The sequence below is a fragment of the Gordonia sp. QH-12 genome (genome assembly GCF_001578675.1).
Taxonomy (GTDB): domain Bacteria; phylum Actinomycetota; class Actinomycetes; order Mycobacteriales; family Mycobacteriaceae; genus Gordonia; species Gordonia sihwensis.
Genome location: NZ_KQ969320.1, coordinates 1 through 4,576, shown reverse-complemented (window position 1 = coordinate 4,576; position 4,576 = coordinate 1). Strand labels below are relative to the sequence as shown.

4 protein-coding genes are annotated in these 4,576 nt (G+C 66.2%); 2 read left to right on the top strand and 2 right to left on the bottom strand.

Annotated elements, in window-relative coordinates:
- Positions 1-105: 105 nt before the first annotated feature.
- A complete protein-coding gene (locus Y710_RS18230; protein ID WP_045536949.1) occupies positions 106-840 on the top strand; it encodes a TetR/AcrR family transcriptional regulator in 735 nt (244 codons plus the stop codon).
- Here Y710_RS18230 and Y710_RS18225 read toward each other — a convergent pair.
- Positions 785-2,206 carry an amino acid permease gene (locus Y710_RS18225; protein ID WP_082781357.1) on the bottom strand — a complete coding sequence of 474 codons (1,422 nt, stop codon included), beginning with the start codon at positions 2,204-2,206 and terminating at the stop codon, positions 785-787. The two genes, Y710_RS18230 and Y710_RS18225, sit on opposite strands and share 56 nt — an antisense overlap.
- A 41-nt stretch (positions 2,207-2,247) precedes the next feature.
- Between Y710_RS18225 and Y710_RS18220 the strand changes: the two genes are divergently transcribed.
- Positions 2,248-2,745, top strand: a complete 498-nt coding sequence (locus Y710_RS18220) for a GNAT family N-acetyltransferase (protein ID WP_062368117.1) — start codon at positions 2,248-2,250, stop codon at positions 2,743-2,745.
- Between the two features lie 23 nt (positions 2,746-2,768).
- Here the strand turns inward: Y710_RS18220 and Y710_RS18215 are convergent.
- On the bottom strand, positions 2,769-4,576 hold a 1,808-nt coding region (locus Y710_RS18215), incomplete at its 5' end, for a BCCT family transporter (RefSeq protein WP_062368118.1).

The following is a 4,576-nucleotide window of genomic DNA, read 5'->3' as shown; positions in this document are numbered from 1 at the left end:
CTCACCCGCCTACTCGACAAACCTCGGGGAACCGGGCACAGCGTGACTCCCTCTCTCCGTGCTCGGTGGCTTTCGGAGTCTGAGGCCGGCACTACCATTGGTGGCATGGCCATCAGCAGGCCCGCGGAGAGCGGAGCAGAAGTCGTCACGAAGGCACCCCGGGCCCGGATGACCGGGGCTCAGCGTCGACTGCAGCTCATCGAGGTGGCGCGGGGGCTGTTCGCCGAACGTGGCTTCGAGGGAACGTCGATCGAGGAGATCGCTCAGCGTGCCGGTGTGTCGAAGCCCATCGTCTACGAGCATTTCGGCGGCAAGGAAGGTCTCTACGCCGTCGTCGTCGACCGCGAGATGGAGACCCTGCTGGAAATGGTCACGTCCTCGCTCACGAAGAATCGGTCGCTGTACCGGATTCAGCAGGTCGCGCTGGCGCTGCTGACCTACATGGAGGAGCGGACCGACGGGTTCCGCATCCTGGTCCGAGGAGAGTCGACCAGCGGGGGCGAGGACACTCGCTATTCGAGCCTGCTGAACGACGCGATCAGCCAGGTGGAACACATTCTCGCCGGGGACTTCGAGCGGCGCGGATTCGATCCCGCGCTGGCGCCTCTCTACGCGCAGGCGCTGGTGGGCATGGTCTCAGTGACCGCACAGTGGTGGCTCGACGTCCGGCAGCCGGAGAAGGAGGTCGTGGCCGCGCATCTGGTGAATCTGTGCTGGAACGGCCTCACGCGGCTCGATCCCGAGCCGATGCTCGTCGACGCGGAGTACAAAGAGCCGACGCAGCCTACCGTGCACCCCGCGCTCGCCGACTCGGTTGCGTCGAACGACGACGATAAGTGACTGCTCCCGCAGTCCAGAGAACGGTCACCAGAACGGCGGTCGAGATCACCTGACCGCGAACCGACGGGGTCACGATCGCCAGCACCGTGATAGCGACCAGAGCTATCAGCGTGAGCCACGACAGGTATGGATACCCCCACATCTTCAGCGGCAGCGGCGTTCCGTCGCGCTCGGCGCGTCTGCGCAGCACGATCTGGGCGCAGGTGATCGCGAGCCACGTGACGAGCAGCGTCGAGCCGACCACCGATAGGAGACGATCGAGAACCTGGTCGCCCCAGAAGTAGGTCGCGGGCACTGCGAGGAAGCCGAACACGGTGCTGGCGAGCAGCGCGGGGACGGGAACCGCACGGGAGGAGACCCGCCGCGCCGACCGCGGCGCCATCCGTCGCACCGACAGGGAGAACAGCATCCGCGACGCGCCGTAGAGGTTGACGTTCATCGACGACAGCAGCGCGACGACGATGATGGCGCCCATCGTGGCGGCGACCGCCGGAAGGCCGGTCTGCTCGAGCACGCCGACGAACGGCGATTCGCGGATGCGCGGGTCGTCTGCCGGCAGGACGAGCATGATCACCGCGACCGATCCCACGTAGAAGACCAGGATGCGCCAGACGATGGTCCGGATCGCTTTCGTGACGCTCGGACCGGGATCGTCGGTCTCCGCGGCGGCGACGGCGATGATCTCGATTCCGCCGAAGGCGAACGCGATCACCAGAAGTGCGGCCGTGACACCGCCGATGCCGTGCGGGAGGAAGTCGCCCGCGTTGGCGAGTCCAGGAGACGGCTCGGACATCCAGCCGAAGAGGTAGGCCGCTCCGATCACCAGGAAGAGCACGATGAACGTCACCTTGATCAACGACAGCCAGAATTCGAGCTCGCCGAAGTTCGACACTCCGGTCAGATTGAGCACGCTGAATACAGTCATGAACACCAGCGCCCACGCCCAGACGGGTAGCAGACCGACGAGTGCGTTGAGTCCTTCCGCCGCGGCGAGCGACTCGGCTGCGACCACGATTGTCATCTGGACCCACCACAGCCAGCCCATCATGAAGCCGGCTCCGGGCCCGAGAGCTTTGCCGACGTAGTAGGAGAACGCGCCGGGATTCGGATCGGCCGCCGCGAGTTCGCCCAGCATCCGCATCACCGAGACGATGATGACGCCGACGATGGCGTACGAGACGAGTGCCGCGGGTCCGGCGAGCGCGATGCCTTCTCCGGACCCGACGAACAGCCCCGCGCCGATGGCGGATCCGAGGCTCATCATCACGAGGTGGCGTGGCTTCAGCCCCGTCTTGAGGCGGTCGGCTCCGAGGTCCTCGACGTCCTCCTCGTGGACCTCGATAGGTTCTGACTCGTTATCGCCCACCAGTCGAGCGTAGTTGCCCGGCGGTGCGGCAAGATCAGCACATGCTGACCGTTCGCCCGGCGACGTCCGACGACTGCGAGGCCGTTGCCGACATCTACCGATATTACGTCGAGAACTCCACTGCGACGTTCGACCTCGAGGCGCCCTCCGTCGCGCAGTGGCGGACCAGACTCGAGACGAGTGTTGCCGCGGGACGCCCGTTCCTCGTGGCCGGCGCACCCGGCGAGGTGGTCGGTTACGCCTGTCTCGGCGTGTATCGGGGAAAGGCGGGCTGGAGTTGGACCGCCGAGGACAGCATCTACCTTCGGCCCGAGGCGGCGGGCCGGGGGACGGGCAAGCACCTGCTGCGCGCGTTGATCAACGCGGCGGACCCGGCGGTGACGCGCACCATCATGGCCGTGGTCTCCGAGGACGTTCCGGACTCGATCGCGCTGCACACGAAGGTCGGTTTCGTCGAAGTGGGTCGCACACCCGGTGTCGGGCGCAAGTTCGACCGCTGGATCGGCTGCGTCTACCTGCAGTACACGATCGGGCCATAGATCGCCCGAAGGCCCAGTACGGTCTACTCGCGGTGCTTCGGGCCGAAACGCTCGGGTCGCCACCCGCCCCGGGTCCGGCTCAGGCGGTAGTCGATGCGGTCGTCGACATAATCGCGCAGGGCCGGCTCGTCCGGCATCGTGCTGAAGACCTCGCCCGCGATGTGCGACGTCGCGGCCTCCAACCGCTGTGCCTGAGCGGCCCGCCGCAGTTTGTCGTGCTCGAATCGCAGACCCCGCACGGTCGCAAAGCACATCATCGCGAGGATCACGCTGAACGGCAGGGCCGTGGCCAGCGACGCGGCCTGCAGCGACCGCAGTCCGCCCGCGAGCAGGAGAGCGATCGCGACGACGCCCTCGAGCGACGCCCAGAGCACGCGGGACCACACCGGCGGATTGGGGTGGCCGCCCGAGGCGAGCATGTCGACGACCAGTGAGCCGGAATCGGAGGAGGTGATGAAGAAGACGGCCACCAGGACGATCCCGAGGATCGAGAAGACCGTGCCGAGCGGCATGTCCGACAGCACGTGGAACAGCGATCCCTCGGGCGAGACCTTGCCGTCCTCCACCAGGTCACCCTCGCCGAAGAACTGCCGGTGCAGGCCCGTACCACCGAGCACCGAGAACCAGACGAATCCGACCAGAGTCGGCACGATCAGGCATCCGGCGATGAACTCGCGCACTGTCCGCCCGCGCGAGATCCGGGCGATGAACACGCCGACGAAAGGCGCCCAGGCGATCCACCAGCCCCAATAGAAGATCGTCCAGTCGCTGAGCCAGTCCTGTGCCTCCTGGCCCTGGAAGGCTCCGACGTCGAGCGTCATGTTGAACAGGTTGGCGAAGTAGACGCCGATCGACTGCACGAAGTTGCGCAGAAGAAAGAGAGTGGGACCGATCAGCAGCATCGCGATCACCAGCAGTCCGGCGATCGACAGGTTGATGTTCGACAACCACTTGATTCCGGTGCCCAGACCGCTCACCACCGACAGGGTCGCCAGGAAGGTGATGGCGACGATGAGGATCACCAGGAGGGTGTTGTCGACGGAGTCGATGACGCCGATCGACTGCATGCCCGCTGAGATCTGCTGCACGCCGAGCCCCAGCGACGTGGCGACGCCGAAGACCGTGCCGAAGATGGCGAGAATGTCGATGAGGTCGCCTGCCCAGCCCTTCACCCGATCGCCGAGCAGCGGTTCGAGCGCCCACCGGATCGACACCGGTCGCCCGCGGCGGTGGATCGCGTATGCCAGCGCGAGCCCGATCACCGCGTACACCGCCCACGGGTGCAGACCCCAGTGAATGAATGTCTGGGCCATCGCCAGACCGGCGATGTCCTCCTGGCTACCGCTCCAGCCGGGTTTCGGTTGCACGGTCGCATATGTGAGTGGCTCACCGACGCCGTAGAAGACCAGTCCGATGCCCATGCCGGCGGCGAACAGCATGCAGAACCAGCTCACCCTGCCGAACTCGGGAGCCTCATCGGGTCTGCCCAGCCGGATGCGGCCGAGCCTGGAGAAGCACAGCGCGACCGCGAACACCACGAAACACGCGATGATCAGCATGTAGTACCAGCCCAGGTTCGAGACGATCCAGTTCTGGACATCGGTGAAGACTTCGCTCGTCTGGTCGGGGAACGCGACGGCGAGAGCGCTCACCGCGACGATCACGATCAGTGCCGGCCAGAACACCGCCGGAGCGATTCCACCGCGGCCGAGCCGGACTCCCTGGCGCTTGAGCTTCTCGGTGATCTCCTCATCGGTGTCGTTCTCGCCGACGTGCCAGTGGTGGGGCACCGGTGCAACGCCCGGAGTGAATCGCCCCGGGTTTCGTGGAG